Here is a 26,921-nt window from a genome sequence, read left to right on the forward strand (position 1 = left end):
GGCTTTTAGCGCAGCGCCAGCGGCTGGCCGAGGTAGAAGGCCGGCAGGCAGGCGATGCCGTCCGCCGTGGCGCGGGCGCAAAGGTCGGCCGCCGCCTGGGCGTTGGCGAACGGCCCGGCCACCAGCAGCAGTTCCGTCCGTCCGCCGCGGTCGCGCACGGTGGCGAGCGGGTTGAGGCCGCCGAAGAGCTCCGGCTTGCCCGACCGAAGGGTGCGCCAGCCGGCCTGGACCGACGCGAGGTCCCGGTAGGTGCCGAGTTCCACGCCGAACTGGGTGCGGCTCACCGGCGGGTCGCTCGCCAGTGCGGCCCGGTCGCGGTTGGTGACCGGCACCGGCGGCGTCGCGGTGATCTGGGTGGTCCGCACGCTCTTCTTGTCCGGGGCGGAGACGCTGCCCGTGAGGTCGCCGAGGCGCTCCTCCAGGAGGGCGACGCGTTCCGACAGCCCGTCCATCTGGCCGCGCAGCACCTCCACCGTATGGCGGAGGCCCGCGTTCTCCACCTTGAGGGCGCCGAGGTCCGCCTCGCCGTCCGGTCCGGCCGGATCCGTGGTGGAGAGATCGCCGCGGCCGGAGGTGACGCCGATCCGGTCGATGCTGCCGGTGATCTCGTCCGCGTAGGTCGCGTCGTCGTTGAGCGTGCGGGCGGCCACATTGCGGTCGGGCGCGCCATACTGCCAGGCCACCATGGCCATCAGCAGCGCCACCGCCGCCAGCGCCGACCAGGCGAGCACGACGAAGCCGCTCGGCTCCCCTTCCTCGGGGCCGAGAGGATCAAACGGATCGTTTGCTCCGCTCCTCACGCCACGCGCCTCATCATCGCCCCGCCGAATCTGCGACGTCCAATGAGTCATGAGACGGGAAGCGTTGCCGCACGGCAAGATTAAGCTGCATATGAAGGACGTTGGAGAGACTTTTTTCACCGCTATCGAAGGTCAGGCGCCGATCAGGCGCTCGGCCGGGTGCCCACATAGAGCGCGCAGGCCACAATCACTAGGCCGACGGCGGCGGCGACCGGCAGGGACGGCTTGGCGGTGAACCAGAACACCGCAACGCCCACCAGCATGCCGCCGAGCGCCATCGCCTTGGCGGCCGGCGCGATGGCGCCCCGTTCGCGCCAGCGGCGCAGCGGCGGCCCGAATTGCGGATGGGCGAGCAGCCGCGCCTCCAGCTTCGGCGACGAGCGCGCGAAGGCGGCGGCGGCGAGGATGATGAAGATGGTCGTGGGCAGGATCGGCAGGAAGGCGCCCACCACCCCCAGCCCGAGGAGCACATAGCCGAGTACCAGGTAGAGCGAGCGGCGCATCGAGGCTCCAGGGGCACCCGGTCGGGTCGGGCGCTGGATTTTATTCGAATGTCGAACGGCGGACTGTCGTGCGGCGGCAATATGCTTATGCTGAGGTCGACCGGGCAAGAGCGGGGCCCAATTTCGCCTCTCTCGCTGGCGACTCTGCTGGCGATCCGGGCCCATGTCCGGCTGACGATTCGAAGGGGCCGACACACGTGACGAGGTTGCGCAACTATTTCCTGACAGGTCTTGTTGTGGCGGGTCCGGCCGGCATCACTCTCTACCTCACCTGGGCGCTGGTGTCGTGGGTGGACAGCTGGGTCAAGCCCTATCTCCCCGCGAGCTACAATCCGGATACCTACCTGCCGTTCCCGGTGCCCGGTTTCGGCCTCGTGGTGGGCGTCATCCTCATCATGGCGATCGGCTTTCTCACCGCCAACATCGTCGGCCGTACCCTGTTCGGCTACAGCGAGCACATGCTCCACCGGATGCCGGTGGTGCGGAACCTCTATCGCGGCCTGAAGCAGATCTTCGAGACGGTGCTCGCCGAGCGCGGCTCGTCCTTCCAGACCGCCGTGCTCCTGGAATACCCGCGCCGCGGCCTCTGGACCATCGGCTTCGTGGCCGGCCCGACCCGGGGCGAGACCCGCGCGCGCCTGCCGTTCGACGAGGAAGCCGTCACGGTCTTTGTCCCGACGACGCCGAACCCCACCGGCGGCTTCCTGCTCTTCCTGCCCCTGCGCGAGACCATCCCTCTCGACATCTCGGTGGAGGACGCCGCCAAGCTGGTGATCTCCTTCGGCCTCGTCTCGGCCGAAACCGGCGAGGTGGCGCGCGACCGGATCCAGAAGGCGGCCGAACGGGTGCTGGAGAAGGCCTGATCGAGCTTGTCTCCGCCGTCGTCCGGCTTCAGCCGGTGCCGGTCTTCTCCAGTTCGGCCATCACCTGACGCACCGCATCCACCAGCACGTCCGGCGTCTGGGCGCCCGACACCGCGTAGCGGCCGGCGATGATCGTGCACGGTACCCCGGTGATGCCGAGCTTCGACGCATAGGCGATCTCTTCCTTGATCCCCTCGCGGTCGGTGCCGTCGTCGAGCTTCACCTCCACTTCGTCCCGGTCGAGCCCGATGGTCTCGGCGGCGGCCACCAGCACCTCGCGGCGGGTGAGGTCGGCCCCTTCCAGGAAGTAGAGCGAGAACAGCGTCTCCACCGCCTCGTCGCCAAGCCCTTCCTCCTGCGCCCAGCGCAGGATCCGATGCGCGTCGAGGGTGTTCGGCGAGGTCTCGATCCGTTCGAACGCGAACGGAATGCCGAGCTCGGTGCCGATCCCCTCGATGCGCGCGTGCACCTCCGCCACCCGGCCCGGATCGCCGAACTTGTCGAGCAGATACTTGCGTCGCGCGATCCCCTCGTCGGGGATGGTCGGGTCGAGCTGGAACGGCCGGTAGTTCACCGTGACGGCGTAGCTATCCTCCAGCTGGCCGATCGCCTGGTCCAGGCGGCGCTTGCCGATGAAGCACCAGGGGCAGACGACGTCGATCACGACATCGAATGTCAGGGCGGGGCGGGACATGGCGTCTCTCCGTCAGGTGGGCCCCCGAGAGGGAGGCAAGGCCGGCCGCGTTTGATACCAGGCCCGATCGGGCGTCGGCCGGTCAGGCCGCACCGCGCGTGAAGATCGGACAAGTCCGAGCTTCACGAGCCGAGCACGAAAGGCGCCAGACTATCAACCGGGAAGGCCGGCGCACCAATCACAAGAACGAGGGGAGGGGCCGTTGGTTCGCCCGTTCCGTCCCGGAAGGGCGCCCCGCCGGATCAGGCCACCCGCTCCAGGAGCAGGCTCTGCCGCTGCACGCCGCCGTCCGCCGTGCGGGCGATCACCGGAACCGGCACCAGCGCCGACGGCCGCTCCAGCGGCCCGACGCCGGCGGTGGCGAGCCAGTCGGTCAGATCCTGGAGCGACAGGGGTGTGCCCGGCCGCGGCACCACCGCCACGCCGATGCGCGCGCCGATCAGGCCGTCCGGAATGGGGAACACCGCCGCGTCCGCCACGCCCGGATGCCGGCGCACCAGCGCGTCGAGCCGCGGCAGCGACAGCGGATGGCCGGCCACCATGGCGATCTCGTGCGCCGGGCCGATCATGTCGAAGCTGCCGCCGTCCGGATCGGCGATCACGTTGAGCCCGGTGCGCAGCGACCCGTCGCTCGTGAAGGCGAGCACGCCGCCCGCGTTACCCGACATGGGCTCCGGCCAAGGCGTGTCCGGCACCAGGGGGCCGGAGAGCGTCAGTTCGGCCGGCGTGCGCCGGCTGTCGGCAACGCGGGTGCGGCCCTTGGTGCGAAGCTCCGCCAGGACGGCATCGCTCCCCGCCGCGCGCACCGGGCCGGCCGGGATGGCAGTGGGGCGCCCGTCGGCGCCACGAAGGCGCGGCAGCAGCGTCACGTCGCCGAACGACAGGAGATCGACCACCGGCCGGCCGCCGCCGATCCGCGCGCGGTTCCCGCCGGCCACCCGCCGGTCGGCGAGCGACAGGCCGACGCCCGGCTCCAGAACGGCGGCGAGCGCCGGTCCGAGCGCCACCGGTGCGACGACGCGCGTGGCGCCCGTCTCGGCTGCCGCGCCGGCGATCCCGCCGAGCGTCTGACCGTAGTGGTAGGCCACGGTGCCGCCGGTCGCGAGCGCACCGACCAACCCGCCGGCGAATCCCGGCAGGCTGGCCGGATGCATCGGCACCAGCAGCACGTCGTCCGTGCTGGCGCCCGCCTCCGCCATGTGCGCCCGGGCGAGCGCCACCACGTGGCTGTGGCTGAACGGAACCGCGCAGAGCCGGTCGTCGCCGGTGCGCGCGAAGCTCAGAAGCGCGATATGGTCCGCCGCCTCGCCCCGGCGGGCAACGCCCGGCGCCGGCGGGAAGGCGTCGATCTCGGCCATCACGGCGGCAAGGTCGATCAGTCCGTCCGGCAGACCCTCGCCGAGGGCGAACACGAACCGGATGGCGAACACCTCCGCGGCCACGTCGCGCATGCGCTCGCCGGTGAGGTCGCTCTCCACCGACGAGGCGGTCACGATCGCCTTGATGCCGGCGACCCCGATGGCAGTCTCGATCTCGCCGTTCGACCAATGCAGCGGCAGCGGCGCCACCACCAGCCCGGCGCGAAGCGCCGCCAGCATCACGATGGCCGCGTCGGCGCAGGGCGGCAGGTGGATGCCCACCACCGTGTCGGGCTTCAGGCCGACGCCCCCCAGGAAGCCGGCGAGGCCGGCGACCCGCCGCTCCATCTCGGCAAAGCTGTAGCGGGCCGAGACGCCCGGCACCGGCACGGTCCCGGCATCCATCACGGCCGTCCGGTCCGGCACCGCCGCCATCGCCGCGCGGATGAGGTCGTCCACCGTCTCGCGGGTCCAGGCGCCGGAGGCCACATGATCGCGGATGCGGGATTCGGGCGTCAGGATCATGACCTGTCTCCTCGGAAGGCTGGGCGGACGCCTCAGGGTTGGGTGGACCACCAGGTGACTGGCTGGATGCCGGTGAGCGCCGTCGTCTCCGGCCGGGCGATGTGGGTCCAGCGCGCGACGAAGTCCTTCGGCAGATGGAAGAGCGGCACCACGTAGCGGCCGGAGATCAGCACCCGGTCGAGCGCCCGCACCGCGGCCTCGAAGTCCGCCCGCTCGCGCGCCGCCAGCATGGCGTCGATCATGGCGTCCGCGGCCGGAACGGCGACACCGGCGTAGTTGAACGTGCCCTCTGTCGTGGCGCTCTCCGAAGACCACCGGTTGTTCTGCTCGTTGCCGGGCGACAGCGAAGCGGTCCAGAGCATCTGGATCATGTCGAAGTCGTAGGTCTTCTGGCGATCGTAGTACTGTGAGCTGTCGGTGCTCCGGATGGCCATGTCTATCCCGAGCCGCTTGAGCGAGGGTTGCCAGGCGAGCGCCAGCCGCTCCTCCTCGCGCGTCTTGGCCATGAACTCGAACCGGAAGGGCGTGCCCTCGGCGTTCGTCAGAACCCCGTCCTTCAGCGTCCAGCCCGCCTCGGCGAAGAGGTCCAGCGCCTTGCGCAGCTTGGCCCTGTCGCGCCCCGATCCGTCGGAGACCGGCGGCGCGTCCGTGCCGTCCATCACCGACGGCAGCACCGCATCCGGGTAGGGGGCGAGCAACGCGATCTCCCGCTCGCCCGCGGGCACGCCGAGCGCGGAAAGGCTGGAGCCCTGGAAATAGCTGCCGGTCCGGCTGTAGGCGCCTTCGTAGAGATTGCGGTTGATCCATTCGAAGTCGAACAGCAGTCCCATGGCCTCGCGCACCTTGCGATCCTGGAACAGCGGCCGGCGGGTGTTCATCACCAGCGCCGCCATGCCCTTCGGGGTGCCGCTGGCGATCTCCTCGCGCACGATCTTGCCCGATGTCGCCGCCGGGAAGTCGTAGCCGGTCTTCCAGCGTTGCGGGTCGCTCTCGATCAGAACGTCGAAGGCGCCGGTCTTGAACGCCTCGAAATAGGCATTGCCGTCGCGGAAATACTCGATGCGGATTTCGTCGAAATTGTCCATGCCGCGCTTGATCGGCAGGTCCTTGGCCCAATAGTCCGGGTTGCGCTTCAGCACCACCTGAGCGCCCGCGTTGACGGACGCGATCGTGTAGGGTCCCGACCCGATCAGCGGCGTCAGGCTCGACTGGTCGAAGGTCGCCGGATCGATGGCGTGCGCCGGCAGGATGGGCGTCAGGCCGATCAACAGCGGCAGTTCCCGGTCCGCGCCGTCACCGAACACGAAGCGCACGCCGGTGTCGCCCACCTTCTCGATCGACGCCACCTTGCCGAAGCGGTTGCGGTAGATCGGCCGGCCCTTGGTCTTCAGGAGGTCGGCAGTGAAGATCACGTCATCCACCGTCAGCGGCGTGCCGTCGGAAAAGCGGGCCTCCGGCCGTAGCCGGAATTCCACGAAGGAGCGGTCGTCCGGCACCTCCACCGTGGCGGCCAGAAGCCCGTAGAGGGTGAAGGGCTCGTCGGCGGACCGCATCAGCAGCGTGTCCCAGACGTTGTTGCCGTAGAGCGCGTCGGTCAGCCCGCGCGGCGCGTTGCCTTTGACGATGAAGGGATTGAGGCTGTCGAACGTGCCCGGAAAGCCGAGCGCCATCCGCCCGCCCTTCGGCGCGTCCGGGTTCACATAGGGAAAGTGGGGGAAGTCGGCGGCAAGGGCCGGCTCGCCGTGCATGGCGATGCCGTGGGATGGCTCGGCGAACGCCGGCAACGCGCCGGTCGCCAAGGCCAGAACAGTCAAGGTCAGGACCTTCGAGGCGTATGCGGAAAGGACAGGGACCAGCAACCGAAACCCAGAGACCACCGAGACGCTCCTCGCCAACGAAACCGAATCTGTTGCGAAGATACCACGTTCCCGAATAGGGCATCACCTCGGCTTCAAAACCGCCGGACGCTGGTCTATGACAGGCGCCCGGGCAGTCACCGTGTCGCCCCATTTTCCGTTCACACGACGGGCGATCCAGTGCGGACCGGGCGGGCGCCGTTGATGCCCGTTCCCGCGGTGCCGCGGCCCGAAGGGGCGGCCGGAAGGATCCGGCCGAGATCGGGATCGACACCCTATCGAGGACCTGATGTGATGGCGACGACTATGAAGACGCGGGCGGCTCGGATCGCCTGGACTGTGGCGGCCGGGTTCGTCGCCTCCACACTGGCCACGTCCCTGGCGTTCGCCCAGGCGGCATCCCCCCAGGCCGCGCCCGCCGCGCCGGCGCCGGCGGCGGAGAACGCCTGGGTCAAGCTCTGCGGCGACGACAAGGCCGCCAAGAAGGAGATCTGCTTCGTGCAGCGCGAGCTGCGCACCGACAGCGGCCAGTTCCTGGCCTCCGCGGGCGTGCGGCAGGTGGCCGGCGAAGCGCGCAAGATCCTCCTCGTGCAGACGCCGGTCGGCATGCTGATCCAGCCGGGCATGCGCGTGCAGATCGACAAGAACAAGCAGGAAGCGGCCAAGTACACCATCTGCTTCCCGAACGCCTGCTTCGCCGAGCTGCCGATCACCGACGACTTCGTCGCCCAGATGAAGCGCGGCAACGAGTTGATCCTGACCACGCTCAACCAGCAGGCCAAGGGCGTGAACTTCAAGCTGTCGCTCTCCGGCTTCACCGCCGCCTTCGACGGCCCCGCCCTCGACACCGCCGCGCTCCAGCGCCAGCAGCAGGAGCTCCAGTCCGAGCTTCAGCGCAAGGCCAAGGAAGCCCAGCAGAAGCTCATCGACGCCCAGAAGGCCGCCGGCAACTGACCCGCCGGGCCTGACGGCCGATCACGCACGAAGGGCGCCCGACCGGCCGGTCGGGCGCCCTTTTTCGTTGGATGATGGTTCGGTCTGGAATGCGTGGGTGGTCCGCCTTCGCGGACCATGACGATGGAGGAGGGGACGGAACTGGAGGGGAATACGGAACCGGAATGCAGCACGGAACCGGATGAGGCTCTACCCTCATCCCCACCCGCCGTCATGGACCGCGCAGGCGGACCACCCACGCATTCCCCCTGACCTCGACGCGACCCGTCCGCCCCACCCGCTCAATGGAACTGCGCCGGCGGCAACCGATACCCCCCGTCGTCGGTCGCCACCAGCGTCTCCTCCACCTCGGAATGGCGGATCGGCATGCCGCTGTCGTCCGGCTCCAGGTTCTGCTCGGACACGTAGGCGACGTACTCGCTCTCCGCGTTCTCGGCGTAGAGATGATAGAAGGGCTGGTCCTTGGACGGCCGCATCGCTTCCGGAATCGCCTCGTACCATTCGTCCGTGTTGGAGAATGTCGGGTCGACGTCGAAGATGACGCCCCGGAACGGGTAGACGCGGTGCTTCACCACATCACCGATCTGGAAGCGGGCGGTTCGGATCTTCTGCATACGCATGCCGTTCGGGAGCGGAACCGGTGTTCCGGCGGTGTCTCTATAGTCCTTGTCCGTTAATGGCCAGACTTGAACCCCCTCTGTCAAGCGCGCGCCGGGCGGGCCTTTTGACCGAGGCTGACGGCTCTGTCCGAGCTGTGTCGCAATTTTGCAACATTCGTGGTACTCCCTTGGCCCATCGGATTCTCGCCCGTGTCACGGCCGCGCGAATCAGGACGGTTGCCGGCCGGGTCTGGCACAACGAGAACGGCAGGAGTGCTGCGGGTGGCGATCGGTTTGGACAGCGCGGACGTTCCCGTTTCGCCGCATCGCCCGGCGGAACCGGGGCGGAGCGCGTCGCACCGGAACGGCGAGGGCCGCATCCGCCGCACCCTCGGCCTGATGCTGGTCTTCATCTCCGTCGCCGTCTCCCTCGGCCACTTCGCCCTCCTCACCAATCTGACGCCCATCGAGCCGACGCCGGAGATCCTGGCAACCGCCCGCTGGATCAACAGCGTGCCGGTGATCGGGCTCTTGATCCTCGTCGGCTACGAGGCCTGGCGCGTCTGGCTCGGCTGGTACCAGGGGCGGGCCGCCGCGCGGCTCCACCTTCGCATCGTCGCGCTCTTCTCGCTGATCTCGGCGTTGCCGGCGCTCCTCGTCTCCGCCGCCTTCGTGATCACCCTCGACAAGGGTCTCGACCGCTGGTTCGAGAACCGCACGCGGACGATCGTGGAGAATGTGCTGACGGTCGCCAGCGCCTATATGCAGGAGCACACCCGCGTGCTCCGCGCCGACCTCATCGGCATCGCCACCGCCCTCGACAGCGCCAAGCCGCTCTACGACTTCGAACCCCGCCGGTTCGACTCCTTCTTCGAGGCCCAGGCGACGCTGCGGGGGCTTCAGAGCGCCTACCTGCTCGACAAGGAAGGCACGGTGCTCCTGCGCACCGAGCGCGATCCTCTCGCCCGCACCATCATGCCGCCCCAGCGGGCCATGACCGACGCCCAGAAGGGCGGGGCGGTGCTCATTTCGCCGGGCAGCTCCAACCAGGTCGGCGGCATCCTGAAGCTCAAGAGCTACGACGAGACCTATCTCTACGTCGTCCGCATGCTCGACGCGACGGTGCTCGACAACCTCCGCCTCGCCCGCGAGAGCGCCGTGGAATACCGCCAGCTGGAGGCGAGCCGGAAGACGCTGCAGTGGCGCTCCGCCATGGTGTTCGCCGCCCTGGCGCTCGTCTTCCTGCTCGGCGCCGTCTGGCTCGGCCTCTCGTTCGCCAACCGGCTGGTGGCGCCCATCCGCCGGCTGATCGGGGCGGCCGACGAGGTGGCCAACGGCAACCTCACCGCCCAGGTGCCGGTGGAGGACAATCACGACGACCTCTCCAGCCTCGGCGCCACCTTCAACAAGATGACCACCGAGCTGCGCACCCAGCGCGACGAGCTGCTCGCCGCCAACGACCAGGTCGATCGCCGCCGCCGCTTCACCGAGGCCGTGCTGACCGGCGTCACCGCCGCCGTGGTCGGTGTCTCCAACGACGGCCACGTGTCGATCGCCAACCGCTCGGCGACGCTCCTCCTCGGCCTCGACGAGTTCGACCTGATCGGCAAGCGCCTCGTCGACGAGGTGCCGGAGCTCCGTCCGCTCCTGGCCGCCGCCATGCGGGACGACGCGCGGGTGCACCAGGCCACCATCACCCTCGTCCGCAAGGGCCAGGAGCGCACCGTTTCCGTGCGCGTCGCCTCCGACAGGTCGCCCGACCGCGAGCACGGCTATGTGGTGACCCTCGACGACATCACCGACCTGATGACCGCCCAGCGCACCTCCGCCTGGGCCGACGTCGCCCGGCGCATCGCCCACGAGATCAAGAACCCGCTGACCCCCATCCAGCTCTCCGCCGAGCGTATCCGCCGGCGCTACGGCAAGGCCATCGCCAACGACGACCGTGCGGTGTTCGACCAGTGCGTGGACACCATCGTCCGCCAGGTTGGCGACATCGGCCGCATGGTGGACGAGTTCTCCGCCTTCGCCCGCATGCCGAAGCCCACCATGGAAGAGCGCGACTTCGGCGACGCCATCCGCGAGGCGGTCTTCCTCCTCAGCGTCGCGCACCCGGACATCGCCTTCGAAACACACCTGCCGAAAGAGCCCATGATCGGCCGCTACGACCACCGCCTGATGAGCCAGGCCATCACCAACCTTGTGAAGAACGCCGTGGAGGCCATCACGGCGCTGCCGGCGGACGAGCGCGCCGGCGCCCGGGTGGACGTGAAGGCGCGGGTGGAGGACGGCCGTTTCGTGGTGGACGTCATCGACACCGGCGTCGGCCTGCCGGCGACGGACCGGCACAAGCTGCTGGAGCCCTACATGACCACTCGGGAAAAGGGCACCGGCCTCGGCCTTGCCATCGTGCGCAAGATCATCGAGGAGCACGACGGCCGCATCGACCTCCTGGACTCGCCCGCCGTGGCGGCCGGCGGACGCGGCGCCATGGTCCGCGTGACGCTGCCGCCGGAGCCCTCGCTCGCGGGCCGGGTGGAGGCCGTGCCGGCCGCCGCCTCCGGGTGACGCCCGGCGTCACCGACGATCGCGGCCCTCGCCGCATGCTAGCCCCCGAAGACCTCTTTCAAGAACAAGACCGAAGGACAACATGGCTTCCGACATTCTCATCGTCGACGACGAGGCGGACATCCGGGAACTCGTGGCGGGCATCCTGGAGGATGAAGGCTTCGGCACCCGTAAGGCCGGGGACGCGGACAGCGCGCTCGCCGCCATCACGGCGCGCCGGCCCAACCTCGTCTTCCTCGACATCTGGCTGCAGGGCAGCCGGCTCGACGGCCTCGCGCTTCTCGACGAGATCAAGGTCGACCATCCGGACCTGCCGGTGGTGATGATCTCCGGCCACGGCAACGTGGAGACCGCCGTCTCGGCCATCAAGCGCGGCGCCTACGACTATATCGAGAAGCCCTTCAAGGCCGACCGCCTGATCCTCGTCGCCGAACGGGCGCTGGAGGCCTCCAAGCTCAAGCGCGAGGTCAAGGAACTGACCCTGCGCTCCGACCGGCAGGACGGCATCGTCGGCCAGTCGTCGCTGATCAACCAGCTGCGCAACACGATCGACCGGATCGCGCCGACCAACAGCCGCATCCTCATCTCCGGGCCGTCCGGCTCCGGCAAGGAGGTGGTCGCCCGCGCCATCCACGATCACTCCGCCCGCGCCAAGGGCCCCTTCGTCGCCATGAACGCCGCCGCCATCACGCCGGAGCGCATGGAGATCGAGCTGTTCGGCACCGAGGCCGACGACGACGGCCGCCGCAAGGTCGGCGCGCTGGAAGAGGCGCACGGCGGCACGCTCTATCTCGACGAGATCGGCGACATGCCGCGCGAGACCCAGAACCGCATCCTGCGGGTGCTGGTCGACCAGTCGTTCGAGCGGGTCGGCGGCACCCAGCGGGTGCAGGTGGACGTGCGCATCGTCTCCTCCACCGCCCGCGACCTGGAGCGCGAGATCGCCGAGGGCCGCTTCCGCGAGGATCTCTTCCACCGCCTGTCCGTGGTGCCGCTGCGCGTGCCCGGCCTCTCGGAGCGGCGCGAGGACATCCCCTTTCTCATCGATCACATGATGAACCAGATCGCCCGCGCCACCGGCCTGCCCATCCGCCGCATCGGCGAGGATGCCATGGCGGTGCTCCAGGCCCACGACTGGCCGGGGAACCTCCGCCAGCTGCGCAACAATGTGGAGCGGCTGATGATCCTCACCCGCGGCGACGAGGAGGCGGTGATCACCGCCGACCTGCTACCGTCCGAGGTCGGCACCATGCTGCCGTCGCTGCCCACCTCCACCGGCGGCGAGCACCTGATGGCCATGCCGCTCCGCGACGCCCGCGAGATCTTCGAGCGCGAGTACCTCAAGGCCCAGATCAACCGCTTCGGCGGCAACATCTCCCGCACCGCCGAGTTCGTCGGCATGGAACGTTCCGCCCTCCACCGCAAACTGAAGAGCCTCGGCATCGCCTGAGGGGGAGGGGGCCGTCTGCGGAACGGGCCTGCCCGAAAGGATCGGGCTGGCGACGCCACCCTGATGGTCCGTTCGCTTTCAGGCATCGAAAGCGGGGCTCGCGGAGGTCGTCTTCATCGGCAGTCAACACCGGGGCAGGGGACCACATCCCGTTTCCGATCGAGACCGGCGTGGCGGAGCAAGCCAACCGTCAGTCGGGCCGGCCCCAACCCGGTATCGTCATCCCACCCGGTTCACACGCCCCCGTCCGCTGTGGATCGCCTGTGGATAACTCTGGGGACAAGCACGATCGCCGAACGCCGCGCCTCCACCACGGTGCAGTTCCACACCGGAGCTTCCAGCAGCGTTCTTCTTTTTGTCAGTTTTGACAATATGGCTGCATTTGGTAGGGTGATGCTGCATTGCAAGCATCGCTTTCCCTCATGCGTTTCGGGATCACACCATGAAGAACGCCCTGTTCGGCGCCGCAGCCCTCACGCTCGCGGTGGCCATCGCCCCGAGTTCCGCCGCCGCCTGCAACGACCCCGATTTCAACTACTTCACCGGTTGCACCCTGCAGCAGTTCGCCGACATCTGGGTGCCCGCGAACCTCGCCTGGATCCCGCCCGGTGCCTATCCCTTCGAAGGCGACTTCAGTGTCGACGACGGGTTTCCGAGCGACGGCTATTAGTTCGCCGCGACCATCGGGAGCTTCCTGAAGAACGGGGATTTCAAAGTCGCAGTGCTCGGCTTCGAGGAAACCTACGACGAATTCGGCGATCCGGTGTCTTTCGAAGGCCTGGCGCGCAACTACACCATCCCGGTTCCGGCGCCCGAAGCCGGCGCGGCCTTCCCGCTGGTCGCCCTCGCCGGCTACCTCGCCTGGCGCCGCGCCCGCCGCCCCACGACCCTTGCCGCCTGATCGGGCTTCGTGGTCCGCCGCATGCGCTCGATCGCGGTGCGCGCGGGCCACGCCAGTGGCGAAACCCTTTCATTCTGGACGTCACCCCGGCGGGAGCCGGGGTCCAACCGTCTCATCCGTCTTCCGCCCCGTCCGGTGTCTGGCCCGACGGCTGGATCCTGGAGTCCGCCGGTAGGACGACGGCGCAGGTCGGAGATGGTCCGCCCCGGCATGGCAACAAATTGTGGATGACACCGGGGATGGCGGCCCGCCCGCCGGGTTCGGCAGCCCGACCCATTCCCCCGGTTCGACAGTCCGGCAGCAAAAACGGCCCGCCGATGGGCGGGCCGCATGTCCTGTCGACAATCCCCGATCCGATCCGCCGTCAGACCGTCGGCACCTTCCACACGTCCCGGGCATAGCCGCGGATGGTCCGGTCGGAGGAGAACCAGCCCACGTTCGACGTGTTGAGGATGGCCCGTTCGGTCCAGCGTTGGGTGTCCCGGTAATCGTGGTCCACATCGCGCTGGCGCTGGAAGTAGGCCTGGAAGTCGGCCGTCACCAGGAACCAGTCCGCATTCCAGAGCCGGTCGGCGATCTGGTGGAAGCGGTTGTGGTCGTCCGGCGAGAACTCGCCGGCCACGATGGCGTCGATCACGCCCTTCAGCACCGGGTCGCCCTCGATCGTGCCGCGGGAGTCGTAGCCGCGGGTGCGGATCTCGGCCACATTGTCGGCGGTCAGGCCGAAAATGTAGATGTTGTCCGGGCCGACCTGCTCGCCGATCTCCACATTGGCGCCGTCGAGAGTGCCGATGGTGAGCGCGCCGTTGAGCGCCAGCTTCATGTTGCCGGTGCCGGAGGCTTCCATGCCGGCGGTGGAGATCTGCTCGGACAGATCCGCGGCCGGGATGATCACCTCGGCGAGCGACACGTTGTAGTTCGGCAGGAAGGCCACCTTCAGCCGGTCGCCGACGATCGGATCGGAGTTGATGGTCCGCGCGATGTCGTTGCCGAGCTTGATGATCAGCTTGGCCATGTGGTAACCGGGCGCCGCCTTGCCGCCGAAGATCTTCACCCGCGGCGTCCACTCCGCGCCCGGCGTGCGCCGGATCGCCTGGTAGAGCGCCACCGTCTCCAGAAGGTTCAGGAGCTGGCGCTTGTACTCGTGGATGCGCTTGATCTGCACGTCGAAGAGCGCGCTCGGGTCCACCTTGAGGCCGATCCGCCGCTCGATCTCCGCCGCAAGGCGCACCTTGTTGGCGTACTTGGCGGCGGAGAAGCGCTCGCGGAACGAGGCGTCCGTCGCATAGGGCGTGATCTCGGTCAGCTTTTCCAGGTCGTCCACCCAGCCGTCGCCGATGGTGTCGAGCAGGAGCTGGCGCAGGCCCGGATTGCACTCGTAGAGCCAGCGGCGCGGCGTGATGCCGTTGGTCTGGTTGACGATCCGGTCCGGGTAGAGGGTGTGGAAGTCGCGGAACACCGTCTGCTTCATCAGGTCGGTGTGCAGCGCCGACACGCCGTTCACCCGGTGCGAGCCGATGAAGGCGAGGTTGCCCATCTTGATCTCGTTGCCGTTCTCGATGATGCGCACCGCATCGAGCGACACCGAGACGCCGCGGCCCTGGACCTCGGCCAGATGGTGGTAGTCGATCCACTCAATGATCTGCATGTGCCGCGGCAGCACGCGGCGGAACAGGCTCGTGGTCCACCGCTCCAGCGCTTCCGGCATCAGCGTGTGGTTGGTGTAGGACAGGCACTTGCGGGTGATCTCGAAGGCGTCCGGGAAGGTCAGCCCGTGCTCGTCGGCAAGCAGCCGCATCAGTTCGGCGACCGCGATCGCCGGATGCGTGTCGTTCATCTGGATCGCCACATGCTCGCCGAGCTGGCGGATGTCGTCGAACTCCGACGTGTAGCGGCGCAGAAGGTCCTGCAGCGAGGCGGAGGTGAAGAAATACTCCTGCTTGAGGCGGAGTTCCTTGCCCTCCGGCGTGGTGTCGTCCGGATAGAGCACGCGGCTGATGGTCTCCGCGCGGATGCCCTTCTCGGCCGCCGACACATAGTCGCCGTGGTTGAAGCGGCGAAGGTCCAGCACCTCCACCGGCTTGGAAGCCCAAAGCCGCAAGGTGTTGACGTGGCGCCCTTTCCAGCCGGCGATCGGGGTGTCGTAGGCGACCGCCAGAACGGTCTCCTCCGCATGCCAGTAGGTCTTGCCCCGGCTGTCGAACGAGATGTGCCCGCCGAACTTGATCGGGTAGGCGACTTCCAGCCGCTCGAACTCCCACACGTGGCCGGAGACGAGCCAGTCCTCCGGCTCCTCCACCTGCCAGCCGTCATGGAAGCGCTGGCGGAACAGCCCATGCTCGTAGCGGATGCCGTAGCCGAAGGCCGGGATCCCGACGGTCGACATGCTGTCCAGGAAGCAGGCGGCGAGGCGCCCGAGGCCGCCGTTGCCGAGCGCGGCGTCGCTCTCCTGCTTGACGAGGGTCTCGTAGTCCACCCCGAGATCCTCGGCGGCGGCGCGCACGGCCGTCTCGAGCTGCAGGTTGGCGACCGCGTCATTGAGCAGCCGGCCGATCAGGAATTCCATGGAAAGATAGTAGACGCGCTTCTGCTGCTTCATGTAGCCGCGGCGGGTCGACTCGAACCAGGCGTCGACCACATGGTCGCGCACCGCCATGGAGAGGGCGGTGGACCAGTCCCGCACCGTCGCGTGCGTCGGGTCCTTGCCCACCACATAGGCGAGTTTCTCCACGATGGCGCGCTTCAGCGCCTCCGCGTCGATTGGCCTCGGCTCGGCCGAGGCCGTCATGGCGGCCTGATTGTCCGGCTTGATGTTCATGCGTCATCCCCTCCGCTGGGGGCCGGTTTGAAGTCGCGCGTCTGCGGTGCGGCCCAAAGGTGCCCGCATGCGTGCCCGATTTTCACTGCCGTTAGCGCCCGTCAGCCGGTCGATGGCGGGGGCCATCATCGTCCGGTGTCGGGCTGCCGCTGCCCCGTCAAGATCTCGATGCCGGCCCCGCCCCGTCCAGGACGCCGAACCGCAACGCACCCACTATGCCCGTTATGTGGGTAAAATTCGTAAAAACCAACCCGCGAACTATGCATTCAAGCGGTGCCTCGGCCCAGCGCCTTGACGTGAGTGCAAGGCGGGGGAGCGTCCGCCGATTATTGTCCGATTACCGGACGAAAACGGCCATGGCGTGGCGGCGCGTCGCCGCCTCCGCAGTCGAATAAACGGCTCTCCGGCTCAGGCGCCCGATAGATGATCGGCCTCCAGCCAGAACACTTCGCCGTCGCTTTCCTCCGTGTCGAGCCACAGGAAGGAAAGGTCCGGGTATTCCGCCTCGAGGATCTCCCGGCCGGTGCCGATCTCGCAGAGGAGGCCGCCGCCGAGCGCCAGATGCGCGGGCGCGGCGGCGAGGATGCGGCGGACGATGTCGAGCCCGTCCTCGCCGCCGGCCAGCGCGAGGTCCGGCTCGTGGCGATACTCCGCCGGAAGGGCGTCCATCACCGCCGCCTCCACGTAGGGCGGGTTGGTGAGGATCAGGTCGTAGGTCCGCCCGTGAAGGGGGGCGAAGAGGTCGCCCTCGATCAGCGTCACCCGGTCGGCGACGCCGTGGTCGTCCACGTTCGCCCGGGCGACGGCGAGCGCGTCCGCTGAGATGTCCACCGCGTCCACCGCGGCATTCGGGAACACCATGGCGGCCAGGATCGCGAGGCACCCGGATCCGGTACAGAGGTCGAGCACCCGCCCGACCGCCTCCGGCTCGTCCACCAGCGCGAATTCATCGCCGCCGATGCGGTCGGAGAACAGGATTTCGCCGATGAAGGAGCGCGGGATCAGCACCCGCTCGTCCACCCGGAACGGCAGGCCCTGGATGTAGGCGCGGCCGACGAGGTAGGGCGTCGGCCGGCGCGTCGCCACGCGGGTCTCGACGAGGTCCACGATCCGCCGCCGCTCCGCCGTCGTCAGCCGCGCGTCGAGCCACGGGTTCACGTCGTCGATCGGAAGGCGCAGCGTCTCCAGGATCAGGAACACCGCGTCGTCCAGCTCCCCCGTCACCCCGTGGCCGGTGACGACCCCGCCCTCCCGGTAGCGGCTGACCGCATAACGCAGGAGATCGCGGACGGTCAGGAGGTCGGCAGCGGGATGCGGATCGGACATGGCAGACGCTTCGGTTTCCGGCAGGATCAGGAGGCGAGAACGGCGAGGCGCGCGGGCACCACCGAGAGGGCGGCCTCGTCCACATTGGCGAAGGCGAAGCGCAGGTGCCGGTCCTGGTCGGCGTCGCCCTTCGGGCCGAAGAAGGCGCCGGGCAGGGCGAGCACGCCGGCCTCGCGGGCAAGCCGTTCGGCCACCGCCTCGCCGGTCGCCGCGAACGGGTGCCGCACATAGGCGAAGTAGGCGCCGATTGCCGAGATGGACCAGCCGGGCGCCGCCGCCACCAGGTCGGCGAAGCCGCGGGCGCGGGCGTGGATGCGGTCGCGCGTTTCCTGCCGCCAGGGCGCAATCCCGGCCACGGCCCAGGCGACGGCCGCCTGCGCGGCGCGCGGCGGGCAGATCTGCACGCAGTCCAGCACCTTGCCGATCTCGGCGATCACCGCCGGCGCGGCGATCACCGATCCGAGCCGATGGCCCGGGATCGCGTAGGCCTTGGAGAAGGAATAGAGCTGGATCACGTTGGCCGTCCGGTCCGCGGCGAAGAGGTCGTGCGGCCGCCCGGTGCCGGGCGGCAGGAAGTCCCGGTAGGTCTCGTCCAGCACCAGGGCGATCCCGGACCGCTCCGCGAGATCCGCGAACGCCGCCACCACGGCCGGCGGGTAGGCGGCGCCGGTCGGGTTGTTCGGCGTCACAAGGAGGATCGCGCGGGTGCGCGGCCCGATCAGGGCGCCGGCCGCCTCCACGTCCGGCACGAAGCCGTCCGCCGCCCGGCAGGGCAGGGGAACGGCGCGGATGCCGAGCATGTCGAGCGTCATCTTGTGATTGAAGTACCAGGGCGTCGGCAGGATGATCTCGTCGCCGGCCCCGGCGAGCGCCAGGGCGGTGACGAAGAAGGCCTGGTTGCAGCCCGCCGTGATGGCCACCGCGTCCGCCCCGACCGTCCCGCCGTAGAGCGCCGACACGTCCGCCGCCAGCGCCTCGCGAAGGGCGAGATCGCCGAAGATCGAGCCGTAGGTCGCCGCCGCCGGCGTGGCGGCCGCCGCGGCCAGCCGGTCGAGCAGCGCCGTCGGCGGCGGATCGCCCGGCACCGCCTGCGCGAGGTTGACGAGCGGACCGTGACGCCCGTCGTAGGCGGCCGCCCAGCCCTGCGCCGCCGGGATGGGCGGCACGTCGGTGGCGACGAGCAGCGGGTTCAGCGCCGGCGGACGGAGGAAGGCGGGCGTGTCGGTCAAGCGCGTTCGGCTCCGTCCGGTCGAAAGAGGAGGCCCGGCCCGCGGACACCGCACGGAAACGCGGCGTAACGGCAGGCACGGCGGTGTCGAATGTCCTAGAAGAACATCGGTGCCCTGTCGAGATCGCCCGTTTCGACGCCTCTCAAGGCCCGGTTCGCCGTCACGCGCGCCGGTCACCGGCTTGTGGATAGGCGTGCCGCGTGCGCGATCGTCACTTCCCTTAGGAAACGAACCATGTGTCTCCTCGGCAACAGAACGGCGCGGCGTTCTTCAATCCCGGTTTACCTCACGCCCATGTGACGCTCTGGCCGTCGAACCCGCTGCATTGTGGCGGCGTTCACCGGATGAACATGGTCTTGTCTGTTTTTTGTCTCGAAGGTTTCCCATGCAAGATGAATTCGGGTCCACCGCCGGTCGTGGATCGTCGCCTTCGGTGGTGTCCCGCCGGCTATTTCTCGCCGGCCTCCCGCTCGCCCTGTCGGCCTGCGCCGGCGGCGGGGTGCCGATGGCCGAGATCGTGACCGACCCGCGCCGCGACCCGCGCTACCTCGCCATGTACGGACCGCAGCCGAACGAGGCCTTCCCGATCCCGGCGATCGACCTTCGCCAGATCGATCCGCGCTATTTCCGTCGCGAGGTCGACTACATCACCGACGAAGCGCCCGGCACCATCGTGGTGGAGCCCTACGACAAGTACCTCTACCTCGTGCAGCCCGGCGGCCGGGCCATGCGCTACGGCATCGGCGTCGGCCGGGAGGGCTTCGGCTGGTCCGGCCGCGCGGTGATCCGCCGCAAGGCCGAATGGCCCTCCTGGCACCCGCCGGTGGAGATGCAGGAGCGCGATCCGGAATCGGCCAAGTGGGCCAACGGCATGCCCGGCGGCCTCGCCAACCCGCTCGGCGCCCGCGCGCTCTACCTCTACCAGGGGGGCCGCGACACGCTCTACCGCATCCACGGCACCAACGAGCCCTGGACCATCGGCTCCAACGTCTCCTCCGGCTGCATCCGCATGATCAACCAGGACGCCATCGACCTCTACGAGCGCATCCCCACCGGCACCGAGGTCGCGGTCGTCGAGGGCAACCCGCTCTATTCGTGACCTTTTCCAACTGCTCCGGAGGGTGTCCAAAACCACCGGGGACCGGCTGGCTTAGGTGTGCGACCCGCGCTCCTGCTCCGTCATGGTCCGCGAAGGCGGACCACCCATGCATTGTCTTTCCCGAAACGGTTCGGCACGGACTCCCTATCCTCTGAAAACAGAGGCAGTCGCCTGTTCCCTCATCCCTTTTCCGCGCCGCGGCCGCCTCCGCGGGGGTGGCGCGGGGGGAGACAAACCGCACCTGAACCGCCATAGTGACGTGTGCCGGGCATGTGAAAGTCGCAGAAGCGATTCGCGGCTGTGGTCGTCCTGTCGAGGGTTGCTGCGGCGCCGCCGCGCGGGTCCTCGGGGCGGGCGGGCCAGTCGCCGGTGATGGGAGGACGGCATGAGGGACGATCATCGAGGGCAGCGTCGGCTCGCACGATCCGCCATGGCATTCGTGCTCGCGGGCGGTCGCGGCAGTCGCCTGAAGGAACTCACCAACCGGCGGGCGAAGCCCGCGGTCTACTTCGGCGGCAAGAGCCGCATCATCGATTTCGCGCTCTCCAACGCCCTCAACTCGGGCATCCGGCGCATCTCCGTGGCGACCCAGTACAAGGCTCACAGCCTGATCCGCCACCTGCAGAACGGCTGGAACTTCTTCCGCCCCGAGCGCAACGAGAGCTTCGACATCCTGCCGGCGTCCCAGCGCGTCGCCGAGGACAAGTGGTATCTCGGCACCGCCGACGCGGTAACCCAGAACATCGACATCATCGAGAGCTACGCGCCGGAATACATCATCATCCTGGCCGGCGACCACATCTACAAGCAGGACTACGAGATCATGCTGGAGCAGCACATCACGTCCGCGGCGGACGTGACGGTGGGCTGCATCGAGGTGCCACGCATGGAAGCCACGGGCTTCGGCGTCATGCACATCGACGAGACCGGCCGGATCCTGGCCTTCGTGGAAAAGCCGGAGGATCCGCCGGCCATGCCCGGCAAACCGGACGTGGCGCTCGCCTCCATGGGCATCTACGTCTTCAGGACGGATTTCCTGCTCGACCTTCTCCGCCAGGACGAGGACGACGCCAACTCCAGCCACGACTTCGGCAAGGACATCATCCCGCACATCGTCAAGAACGGGAAGGCGGTCGCCCACCAGTTTTCCGAGAGCTGCGTGCGCGCCTCCACCGAGGAGGAGCCCTACTGGCGGGACGTCGGCACCATCGACGCCTTCTGGGAAGCGAACATCGATCTCACCGATTTCGTCCCCGCTCTCGACCTCTACGACCGCGACTGGCCGATCTGGACCTACGCGGAGATCGTGCCGCCGGCCAAGTTCGTGCACGATGAGGACGGCCGGCGCGGCATGGCCACGTCGTCGCTCGTGTCGGGCGCCTGCATCATCTCCGGCGCGCGCATCGACAAGTCGCTGCTCTTCACCGGCGTCCATGCGCACTCCTTCTCCGATCTGGAGCATTGCGTGGCGATGCCTTACGTGACCATCAACCGCGGCGCCCGCCTGAAGCGGTGCGTCATCGACCGGGGTGTCGTGATCCCGGCGGGGCTTGTGATCGGCGAAGACCCGGACGAAGATGCGCGCCGGTTCCGGCGCACCGAGGCCGGCATCTGCCTGGTCACCCAGCAGATGGTCGACAAGGCGGTGGGCTGAGGCAGAAGGGTGGGAACGCGCGCGTCCGGCGGGGGCCGGGCAGTCGGGTCCTTGCCCAACCCATTTGACCGCCTGCGCGCGCCTCGGCGCGACGCGGTCGGCGATACCAGTTGGCGCCCGCCCCGAAGGCGGGCGCCGTCATGAGACGAGGGTGGGCTGATCCCGGTCCGCCCTCACGAACGGGGCGGGGCGGACACTGATCCCTCACACGACGACGGAAGCCACGGACGCGACGCGTCCGCGTACGATACCGGTTGGTCTGGTCTCGATCTGCGCCTGAACGGAGCTCTCTTACGTGCGCATTCTCTTCGTCGCCTCGGAATGCTACCCGCTGATCAAGACCGGCGGCCTCGCCGATGTGGTCGGCGCGCTGCCGCTGGCGCTCGGCCGCCTCGGCGGCGACGTGCGGGTGATGATCCCGGCCTACCGCGGCGTGGTCGACAAGCTCGACGCCGTCCAGGAGGTCGCCACCTATGGCGACGTGTTCGGCGGGCCGGGCCGCCTCCTTCTCGGCACCACCCGCGACGGCCTGAAGGTGATGGCGCTGGAAGCGCCGCACCTCTACGACCGGCCGGGCAGCATCTATGTGGGGCCGGAGGGCCGCGACTGGTCCGACAACCCGCGCCGGTTCGCCGCCCTCGGGGCGATCGGCGCGTCCGTCGCCCGCTTCGGCGCCAGCGGCTGGCACCCGGACGTCGTCCACGCCCACGACTGGCAGGCCGGTCTCACCCCCGCCTATCTGGCCGTCTCGGAGGATCCGCACCCGCCGGTCGTCTTCACCATCCACAACGTGGCCTTCCAGGGCGTCTGCTCGGCCAGCGAGTTCGCCGGGCTCGGCCTGCCCAGCTGGTTCTTCTCCCCCGGCGGGGTGGAATTCTACGGCAACGCCTCTTTCATGAAGGCCGGCCTCGTCTTCGCCGACCGGCTCACCACCGTAAGCCCCACCTATGCGCGCGAGTTGCGCACGCCCGAGTTTGGCCTCGGCATGGAGGGCATCCTCAACGAGCGGGCGGAGGTGCTCTCCGGCATCGTCAACGGCATCGACGACGGCGAGTGGGATCCGGAGACGGACCCCCTCCTGCCGGCCGTCTACTCGGCCCGCCGACCCCAGGGCAAGGCTCGCTGCAAGGCCGAGATCCAACGCCGTCTGGGTCTTGCCGACGATCCGGAGGCGCTTCTCTTCTGCGTCGTCAGCCGGCTGACCGGCCAGAAGGGCCTCGACCTGGTGCTGCCGCACCTCGACAGCATCGTCGCCCGCGGCGGCCAACTCGCCGTGCTCGGCACCGGCGAGCCGGGCCTGGAGCGCCACTTCACCGAGGCCGCCGCCCGCTACCCGGGCCGGGTCGCGGCCGTCATCGGCTATGACGAGGTAATGGCGCACGGCCTGCAGGGCGGCGCCGACGCCATCCTGATCCCGTCGCGGTTCGAGCCCTGCGGCCTCACCCAGCTCTACGGGCTTCGCTACGGCACGCTGCCCATCGTGTCGCGCACGGGCGGCCTCGCCGACACGGTGATCGACGCCAACGAGGCGGCGGTCCGCACCGGCACGGCCACCGGCATCCAGTTCTCGCCGGTCACCGCCGCCGGCCTCGGCTTTGCTCTCGAACGGGCGTTCGACCTCTGGGCCGACAAGAAGACGTGGAAGAAGATCCAGGCCAAGGCGATGGCTCACCCGGTCGGCTGGGAATCCTCCGCCGCAGAATACATGGCGCTCTACGATGACCTCCTCGGCACTCGCTCCGTCTGACATGAGCGCGGGATCGGCGGTCGCCGCCACCACCGGCCGGCCCTATCCGCTCGGCGCCACCTTCGACGGCGACGGCGTGAACTTCGCCGTCTTCTCCGCCCACGCGACCGCCATCGACGTCTGCCTGTTCGCCCCGCTGACCGGCCACGAATACGCCCGCGTCCGCCTGCCGGAGCTGACCGACGAGGTCTGGCACGGCCACATCGCGGGGCTGAAGCCCGGCACCGTCTACGGCCTTAGGGCCCACGGGCCCTACGACCCGGAGGCCGGTCACCGGTTCAACCCGAACAAGCTCCTCATCGACCCCTACGCCAAGGTGCTGACGGGCCGCATCCGCACCGCCGACGTGATGGCCGGCTACCAGGCGCTGACCCACGACGATCTCACCTTCGACACCCGCGACAGCGCTCCCGTGGTGCCGAAGGCGCTCGTCGCCGACCCGCATCTCCTGCCGCCGGTCACGGGGCGGCCGAACCGGGCGATGGCCGACAGCATTCTCTACGAGGCGCACGCCCGCGGCCTCACCATGCGCCACCCGGCCGTGCCCGAAGAGGTGCGCGGCCGCTACGAGGCGCTCACCCACCCGGCCATCCTGGAGCATCTGGTGCGGATCGGCGTCACCGCCGTGGAGCTCCTGCCGATCCAGGCCTTCGTCGACGAGGGCTTCCTCGTCCGGAAGGGCCTCACCAACTACTGGGGCTATTCGTCCATCGCCTATTTCGCCCCGGAGCCGCGCTACGACCAGACCAGCCGCGGCATCGGCACCGTGGAGCGGGTGCGCGCCATGGTGGACCGCTTCCACGCCGCCGGCATCGAGGTCATCCTCGACGTGGTCTACAACCACACCGGCGAGGTGGACCAGCTCGGCCCCACGCTCTCCTTCCGCGGCCTCGACAACGCCAGCTACTACCGGCTCAACCCCAACCGGCCGCGCTGGTACGTGAACGACACCGGCACCGGCAACACGCTCAACGTCGGCCACCCGCGCGTCACCCAGCTCGTCCTCGACAGCCTGCGCTACTGGGTCACCGCGATCGGCATCGACGGCTTCCGCTTCGATCTCGCCGCCACCCTCGGCCGCGAGCCCACCGGGTTCGACCCGAACGGCCGCTTCCTCGGCGCGCTCCGGCAGGATCCCGTTCTCTCCACCGTCAAGCTCATCGCCGAGCCCTGGGACATCGGCCCCGGCGGCTACCAGGTCGGCAACTTCCCGCCCGGCCATTCCGAGTGGAACGACCGCTTCCGCGACACGGTCCGCCGCTTCTGGCGCGGCGACGAGGGCGTCGCCCCCGAGTTCGCCGCCCGCCTCCTCGGCTCCGCCGACCTGTTCGACCGGCGCGGCCGGCGGCCTTGGGCGTCGCTCAACTTCGTCACCGCCCACGACGGCTTCACCCTGCAGGACCTGGTCTCCTACGGCCACAAGCACAACGAAGCGAACCTGGAAGACAACCGCGACGGCCACTCGGACAACCACTCCGCCAACTACGGCGTCGAGGGGGCGACCGGCCTGCCGGGCGTGCTCGCGATCCGCCGGCGGCAGGTGCGCAACTTTCTTGCCACGCTCTTCCTCAGCCAGGGCGTGCCCATGCTGACGGCGGGCGACGAGCTCGGCAACAGCCAGGGCGGCAACAACAACGCCTACTGCCAGGACAACCCCACCGGCTGGGTCGACTGGCCGGCGCTGTCCCGCGATCCGGACCTCGTCGCCTTCACCGCCCATCTGGCGACGCTCCGGCGCACCTACCCGGTGCTCCGCCAGAGCCGCTTCCTCCACGCGGAGGAGCGGCCGTCCGACGGCATGCTCGACGTGCAGTGGTTCAACACCCGCGGCCACGCCGCCGGGGCCGACGACTGGCGCCAGCGCACCATGCGGGCGTTCGGCGTCGTCCTTCGCGGCGCCGCCCTGCCGCACCAGGACGACGAAGGCCCGGCTGTCCTCCTCTTCGTCAATGCCGGGGCTGAGTCGATGCCTGTCACGCTGCCGCGCGGCAAGGCCGGCCACGGCTGGCAGCCGGTCCTCGCCACCGACGCCCCGGCGGGCCTGCCGTCCGCCACGGCCACACTTCCGCCCGGACGCACCCTCGAAATGCAGGGTCGCTCGATCCTGGCCTTTGCCGAAGGCGTCCTCGACAAGCGCAAACGCCCGACCAAGACAACCGCGGAGCACGGGGCATGACCATCACGACCGTCGCCACCACCCCCATCGAGGGCCAGAAGCCCGGCACCTCGGGCCTTCGCAAGAAGACCCGCGTCTTCATGGAGCCCGGCTACCTTGAGAATTACGTGCAGGCCATCTTCGACGGTGTCGGCGGCATCAAGGGCCAGACCCTCGTGATCGGCGGCGACGGCCGCTTCTTCAACGACACCGCCATCCAGATCATCATCAAGATGGCCTTGGCCAACGGCGTGAAGCGCCTGGTGGTCGGCCGCAACGGCCTCTTCTCCACCCCCGCCGCATCCAACATGATCCGCAAGCTCGGCGCTTTCGGCGGCATCATCCTTTCCGCCAGCCACAATCCCGGCGGCGAGGACGGCGACTTCGGCATCAAGTTCAACGGCGCCAACGGCGGCCCGGCGCCGGAAAGCGTCACCGCCGAGATCTTCGCCCGCACGAAGACCATCAGCGAGTTCCACTTCACCGCCGTCGCCGACCTCCGGCTCGACACCCTCGGCACCGCCGCCCTCGACGACAGCGTGGTCGACATCGTTGACCCGGTGGAAGACTACGTCGGCCTGATGGAGCACCTGTTCGACTTCGACGCCATCGCGGCCCTCTTCCGCTCCGGCTTCACCATGCGCTTCGACGCCATGCACGCGGCGACCGGCCCCTACGCCAAGCGCATCCTGGAGGACGTCCTCGGCGCCCCGGAGGGCACGGTGGTCAACGCCGTCCCTCTGCCCGACTTCGGCGGCGGCCACCCGGACCCGAATCCCATCTACGCCAAGGAGCTCTACGACCTGATGGCCGGGCCGGACGCGCCCGACTTCGGCGCCGCCTCAGACGGCGACGGCGACCGCAACATCGTGCTCGGCCGCGGCGCCGTGGTCACCCCGTCCGACAGCCTCGCCATGCTGGCCGCCAACGCCCACCTCGCCAAAGGCTACAAGCGCGGCCTCGCCGGCGTCGCCCGCTCGATGCCCACCAGCCGCGCCGTCGACCGGGTGGCCGCCAAGCTCGGCATCAAGGCCTACGAGACGCCGACCGGCTGGAAGTTCTTCGGCAACCTCCTCGACGCGGGCCTCTGCACCCTCTGCGGCGAGGAGAGCGCCGGCACAGGTTCCGACCATGTGCGCGAGAAGGACGGCCTCTGGGCGGTGCTCCTCTGGCTCAACATCCTCGCCGTCCGCAAGGAGAGCCTGAAATCCATCCAGGAGAAGCACTGGGCCGAGTTCGGCCGCACCTTCTACACCCGCCACGACTACGAGGCGGTGGACGCCCCCTCGGCGGAAGGCCTGATGGAGCACCTCCGCGCCATGCTGCCGGACCTCCCCGGCCAGACCGTCGCCGGCCTCACCGTCACCACCGCCGACGACTTCTCCTACCTCGACCCGATCGACGGCTCGACCACCACGAAGCAGGGCATCCGCATCCTCTTCAAGGGCGGCGAACGCCTCGTCTTCCGCCTCTCCGGCACCGGCACCGAGGGCGCCACCCTCCGCGTCTACCTGGAGAACTACGAAAAAGACCCCGCCCGCCACGGCCTCGACGCCCAGGACGCCCTGAAGCCCGTCATCGAGGCCGCCGAGACGCTCGCCCAGATCAAGACCCGCACCGGCCGCGAAGCCCCGGACGTGATCACCTGAGGAGACACAATACGCGCGGGAGGGGCAAACCGGCCTCTCCCGCAGCGCTGCGTTCGCCCCACACCCGGCCCCATCCGCCTCGATCGTCATGGTCCGCGCAGGCGGACCACCCACGCTTTCTCCAGAGCGTCGAGTGAATGCGTGGCTGGTCCGGCTGAACCGGACCATGACGA

The 26,921-nt window shown here is 69.1% G+C and carries 20 protein-coding genes; 11 read left to right on the top strand and 9 right to left on the bottom strand.

The features are described from left to right. Positions 1–5: 5 nt before the first annotated feature. Together BUQ68_RS14405 and BUQ68_RS14410 are read right to left on the bottom strand one after the other, a co-directional pair. The gene (locus BUQ68_RS14405) at positions 6–800 is read right to left on the bottom strand and encodes an SPOR domain-containing protein (RefSeq protein ID WP_139315246.1); all 795 of its coding nucleotides are present in this window, start codon (positions 798–800) and stop codon (positions 6–8) included. A gap of 143 nt (positions 801–943) precedes the next feature. Then, complete coding sequence (locus tag BUQ68_RS14410; protein WP_083656587.1) at positions 944–1,303, bottom strand: YbaN family protein; 360 nt, start codon at positions 1,301–1,303, stop codon at positions 944–946. Between the two features lie 197 nt (positions 1,304–1,500). Here BUQ68_RS14410 and BUQ68_RS14415 point away from each other — a divergent pair, with 197 nt between their 5' ends. Beyond that, positions 1,501–2,166: a DUF502 domain-containing protein gene (locus BUQ68_RS14415; protein WP_075216685.1), complete on the top strand. Its 666-nt coding sequence runs from the start codon at positions 1,501–1,503 to the stop codon at positions 2,164–2,166. 28 nt (positions 2,167–2,194) lie between these two features. Here the strand turns inward: BUQ68_RS14415 and BUQ68_RS14420 are convergent, their stop codons facing one another. The 3 genes from BUQ68_RS14420 to BUQ68_RS14430 all read right to left on the bottom strand — a co-directional run bounded on the left by BUQ68_RS14420 (position 2,195) and on the right by BUQ68_RS14430 (position 6,599). After that, positions 2,195–2,860, bottom strand: coding sequence for a DsbA family oxidoreductase (locus BUQ68_RS14420; protein WP_075216686.1), 666 nt, complete (start codon positions 2,858–2,860; stop codon positions 2,195–2,197). A 242-nt stretch (positions 2,861–3,102) separates the two neighbouring features. Further along, positions 3,103–4,743 (bottom strand): AMP-binding protein, encoded by a 1,641-nt coding sequence (locus BUQ68_RS14425; RefSeq protein WP_075216687.1) that lies wholly within the window; start codon positions 4,741–4,743, stop codon positions 3,103–3,105. 32 nt (positions 4,744–4,775) lie between these two features. Further along, positions 4,776–6,599: an extracellular solute-binding protein gene (locus BUQ68_RS14430; RefSeq protein ID WP_075216779.1), complete on the bottom strand. Its 1,824-nt coding sequence runs from the start codon at positions 6,597–6,599 to the stop codon at positions 4,776–4,778. A gap of 294 nt (positions 6,600–6,893) precedes the next feature. Here BUQ68_RS14430 and BUQ68_RS14435 point away from each other — a divergent pair, with 294 nt between their 5' ends. After that, a complete protein-coding gene (locus tag BUQ68_RS14435; RefSeq protein WP_245293260.1) occupies positions 6,894–7,553 on the top strand; it encodes an invasion associated locus B family protein in 660 nt (219 codons plus the stop codon). A gap of 281 nt (positions 7,554–7,834) precedes the next feature. On the opposite strand, the gene hspQ is transcribed toward BUQ68_RS14435, so the two are convergent. Further along, entirely contained in the window at positions 7,835–8,167 is a 333-nt protein-coding gene (hspQ, locus tag BUQ68_RS14440; protein ID WP_075216689.1) for a heat shock protein HspQ, read from the bottom strand. Positions 8,168–8,434: 267 nt separating this feature from the next. On the opposite strand from hspQ, the gene BUQ68_RS14445 reads away from it, so the two are divergent. From BUQ68_RS14445 to BUQ68_RS14460, 4 genes are all read left to right on the top strand, one after another. Next, a complete protein-coding gene (locus BUQ68_RS14445; protein WP_210215646.1) occupies positions 8,435–10,720 on the top strand; it encodes a sensor histidine kinase NtrY-like in 2,286 nt (761 codons plus the stop codon). Positions 10,721–10,802: 82 nt separating this feature from the next. Then, positions 10,803–12,170, top strand: a complete 1,368-nt coding sequence (gene ntrX, locus BUQ68_RS14450) for a nitrogen assimilation response regulator NtrX (protein ID WP_075216690.1) — start codon at positions 10,803–10,805, stop codon at positions 12,168–12,170. Between the two features lie 442 nt (positions 12,171–12,612). Next, on the top strand, positions 12,613–12,840 hold the full coding sequence (locus tag BUQ68_RS14455) for a hypothetical protein (RefSeq protein WP_075216691.1): 228 nt from the start codon (positions 12,613–12,615) through the stop codon (positions 12,838–12,840). Between the two features lie 51 nt (positions 12,841–12,891). Further along, positions 12,892–13,071, top strand: coding sequence for a hypothetical protein (locus BUQ68_RS14460; protein WP_075216692.1), 180 nt, complete (start codon positions 12,892–12,894; stop codon positions 13,069–13,071). 364 nt (positions 13,072–13,435) lie between these two features. On the opposite strand, the gene BUQ68_RS14465 is transcribed toward BUQ68_RS14460, so the two are convergent. The 3 genes from BUQ68_RS14465 to BUQ68_RS14475 form a co-directional block, all read right to left on the bottom strand. Further along, the gene (locus BUQ68_RS14465; RefSeq protein ID WP_083656588.1) at positions 13,436–15,889 is read right to left on the bottom strand and encodes a glycogen/starch/alpha-glucan phosphorylase; all 2,454 of its coding nucleotides are present in this window, start codon (positions 15,887–15,889) and stop codon (positions 13,436–13,438) included. Between the two features lie 408 nt (positions 15,890–16,297). Beyond that, entirely contained in the window at positions 16,298–17,215 is a 918-nt protein-coding gene (gene prmB, locus BUQ68_RS14470; RefSeq protein ID WP_075216693.1) for a 50S ribosomal protein L3 N(5)-glutamine methyltransferase, read from the bottom strand. Positions 17,216–17,241: 26 nt separating this feature from the next. Beyond that, positions 17,242–18,444, bottom strand: a complete 1,203-nt coding sequence (locus tag BUQ68_RS14475) for an aminotransferase (protein ID WP_075216694.1) — start codon at positions 18,442–18,444, stop codon at positions 17,242–17,244. Between the two features lie 385 nt (positions 18,445–18,829). Here BUQ68_RS14475 and BUQ68_RS14480 point away from each other — a divergent pair, with 385 nt between their 5' ends. The 5 genes from BUQ68_RS14480 (at position 18,830) to BUQ68_RS14500 (ending at position 26,748) form a co-directional block, all read left to right on the top strand. Further along, positions 18,830–19,543 carry a L,D-transpeptidase gene (locus tag BUQ68_RS14480; RefSeq protein ID WP_083656589.1) on the top strand — a complete coding sequence of 238 codons (714 nt, stop codon included), beginning with the start codon at positions 18,830–18,832 and terminating at the stop codon, positions 19,541–19,543. Between the two features lie 385 nt (positions 19,544–19,928). Then, positions 19,929–21,197, top strand: coding sequence for a glucose-1-phosphate adenylyltransferase (glgC, locus tag BUQ68_RS14485; protein ID WP_075216695.1), 1,269 nt, complete (start codon positions 19,929–19,931; stop codon positions 21,195–21,197). A 295-nt stretch (positions 21,198–21,492) separates the two neighbouring features. Beyond that, the gene (gene glgA / locus BUQ68_RS14490; protein ID WP_075216696.1) at positions 21,493–22,944 is read left to right on the top strand and encodes a glycogen synthase GlgA; all 1,452 of its coding nucleotides are present in this window, start codon (positions 21,493–21,495) and stop codon (positions 22,942–22,944) included. Continuing rightward, positions 22,916–25,120, top strand: a complete 2,205-nt coding sequence (glgX, locus tag BUQ68_RS14495; protein WP_210215647.1) for a glycogen debranching protein GlgX — start codon at positions 22,916–22,918, stop codon at positions 25,118–25,120. Before glgA ends, glgX begins: the two co-directional genes overlap by 29 nt. Then, entirely contained in the window at positions 25,117–26,748 is a 1,632-nt protein-coding gene (locus BUQ68_RS14500; RefSeq protein ID WP_075216698.1) for an alpha-D-glucose phosphate-specific phosphoglucomutase, read from the top strand. Before glgX ends, BUQ68_RS14500 begins: the two co-directional genes overlap by 4 nt. Positions 26,749–26,921 lie beyond the last annotated feature (173 nt).

It is taken from the genome of Mongoliimonas terrestris (genome assembly GCF_001927285.1).
Taxonomy (GTDB): Bacteria; Pseudomonadota; Alphaproteobacteria; order Rhizobiales; family Pleomorphomonadaceae; genus Chthonobacter; species Chthonobacter terrestris.

Coding starts and splice junctions, on each gene's coding strand:
- hspQ (WP_075216689.1), bottom strand. CDS start 8,167: ATGCAGAAGATCCGAACCGCCCGCTTCCAGATCGGTGATGTGGTGAAG.
- BUQ68_RS14455 (WP_075216691.1), top strand. CDS start 12,613: ATGAAGAACGCCCTGTTCGGCGCCGCAGCCCTCACGCTCGCGGTGGCC.
- prmB (WP_075216693.1), bottom strand. CDS start 17,215: ATGTCCGATCCGCATCCCGCTGCCGACCTCCTGACCGTCCGCGATCTC.
- BUQ68_RS14435 (WP_245293260.1), top strand. CDS start 6,894: ATGGCGACGACTATGAAGACGCGGGCGGCTCGGATCGCCTGGACTGTG.
- glgC (WP_075216695.1), top strand. CDS start 19,929: ATGAGGGACGATCATCGAGGGCAGCGTCGGCTCGCACGATCCGCCATG.
- BUQ68_RS14420 (WP_075216686.1), bottom strand. CDS start 2,860: ATGTCCCGCCCCGCCCTGACATTCGATGTCGTGATCGACGTCGTCTGC.
- BUQ68_RS14410 (WP_083656587.1), bottom strand. CDS start 1,303: ATGCGCCGCTCGCTCTACCTGGTACTCGGCTATGTGCTCCTCGGGCTG.
- BUQ68_RS14465 (WP_083656588.1), bottom strand. CDS start 15,889: ATGAACATCAAGCCGGACAATCAGGCCGCCATGACGGCCTCGGCCGAG.
- glgX (WP_210215647.1), top strand. CDS start 22,916: ATGACCTCCTCGGCACTCGCTCCGTCTGACATGAGCGCGGGATCGGCG.
- BUQ68_RS14480 (WP_083656589.1), top strand. CDS start 18,830: ATGCAAGATGAATTCGGGTCCACCGCCGGTCGTGGATCGTCGCCTTCG.
- ntrX (WP_075216690.1), top strand. CDS start 10,803: ATGGCTTCCGACATTCTCATCGTCGACGACGAGGCGGACATCCGGGAA.
- BUQ68_RS14425 (WP_075216687.1), bottom strand. CDS start 4,743: ATGATCCTGACGCCCGAATCCCGCATCCGCGATCATGTGGCCTCCGGC.
- BUQ68_RS14500 (WP_075216698.1), top strand. CDS start 25,117: ATGACCATCACGACCGTCGCCACCACCCCCATCGAGGGCCAGAAGCCC.